The sequence below is a fragment of the Aeromonas schubertii genome (assembly GCF_000820105.1).
Taxonomy (GTDB): Bacteria; Pseudomonadota; Gammaproteobacteria; order Enterobacterales; family Aeromonadaceae; genus Aeromonas; species Aeromonas schubertii.
In genome coordinates, this window is the sequence record NZ_CDDB01000008.1 from 1 (window position 1) to 1,111 (window position 1,111).

The following is a 1,111-nucleotide window of genomic DNA, read 5'->3' on the forward strand; positions in this document are numbered from 1 at the left end:
GTTTGCGAACCTCGTTCGTGAGCCGACAATGTGAAAAGTTTTCTGCGCGCTCGTAGCTCAGCTGGATAGAGTACCTGGCTACGAACCAGGCGGTCAGAGGTTCGAATCCTCTCGAGCGCGCCATTCTTCAAGAGGCCCTGCATCAGCGGGGCCTTCTGTTGTCTGCGGTGAGGTGGCCGAGAGGCTGAAGGCGCTCCCCTGCTAAGGGAGTATGCGGCTTATACCCGCATCGAGGGTTCGAATCCCTCCTTCACCGCCATTCTTCTTCTCTCTGATATACTCCTGGCGAACCCAAGGCCGGAGCCATGTCATGAAACCGAATCTTCTGCTCGTCCCCCTGCTCTCCTTCTGCGCCCTCTCAGCCATTGCCTCACCGGCCCAGTTACGCTCCCCCGAGCCGGGTGTATTGTGCGACCGCTATGTGTGTGCCGATGCCAAGGGGCTCTCCGAGGCCCTGACTCGTCGCCATATGGGGGACAAGGCCGCCGACAAGATTTTCAGTCAGGGGGAGTTCGACCTGACCGAGTTCACCTTCTCCAACGGCATCTTCTGCGATGTAAAGGAGCGTCTCTGCCGCGAGGATCGTTACTTCGGGGAGGATGGTAAACGCAGTGGCGCCGTCTCGGAGCGTTATACCGAGCAGCTGTTTGGCAAGTAGGGTGTGGCTGTGATGAAGAGGGGCGCGATGCGCCCCTCGTTCGTTTATCAGGCAGGATTGATCTGCAGGGGCATGCCAGAGCGCTGCTCCAGAGCCTGTTTGACCAGCCGGGAGTCGGTCTCTTTGTGGGCGATGAAGCGGGTGACGGCCGGGGTCATGGGCAGGGGGGCCGGAATGTCGGAGTTGAATTCGGCCTCCGAGCGGGAGAGGGGCTGGTGCACCTCCATGTAGCGCAGACCTCCCGGCTCTACCGTGGTCTTGACCGGCTGGTTCACAAACTGAACGCGGGTTCCTACCGGCACCTTCTTGAAGAGATACTCGATATCCTCGTTGCGCAGGCGAACGCAGCCGTGGCTGACCCGCAGGCCGATGCCAAACTTGGCATTGGTGCCGTGGATGGCATACATGCGGCCGACGTAGAGGGCGTAGAGCCCCATGGGGTTGTCCGGACCG

General features: G+C 60.6%; 2 protein-coding genes and 2 tRNA genes. 3 read left to right on the plus strand and 1 reads right to left on the minus strand.

Translation table 11 applies throughout. The annotated features are described in order from the left end of the window. Positions 1-46 precede the first annotated feature (46 nt). The 3 genes from BN1133_RS01430 (at position 47) to BN1133_RS01440 (ending at position 658) form a co-directional block, all read left to right on the plus strand. A tRNA-Arg gene (locus BN1133_RS01430) sits at positions 47-123 on the plus strand. Between the two features lie 43 nt (positions 124-166). After that, positions 167-259: transfer RNA gene (locus BN1133_RS01435), tRNA-Ser, on the plus strand. Between the two features lie 51 nt (positions 260-310). Beyond that, positions 311-658: a YcgJ family protein gene (locus tag BN1133_RS01440; protein WP_050664784.1), complete on the plus strand. Its 348-nt coding sequence runs from the start codon at positions 311-313 to the stop codon at positions 656-658. Between the two features lie 47 nt (positions 659-705). On the opposite strand, the gene BN1133_RS01445 is transcribed toward BN1133_RS01440, so the two are convergent. Continuing rightward, positions 706-1,111 (minus strand): L,D-transpeptidase family protein (locus tag BN1133_RS01445; protein ID WP_157432332.1); only part of this gene is annotated, 406 nt, incomplete at its 5' end.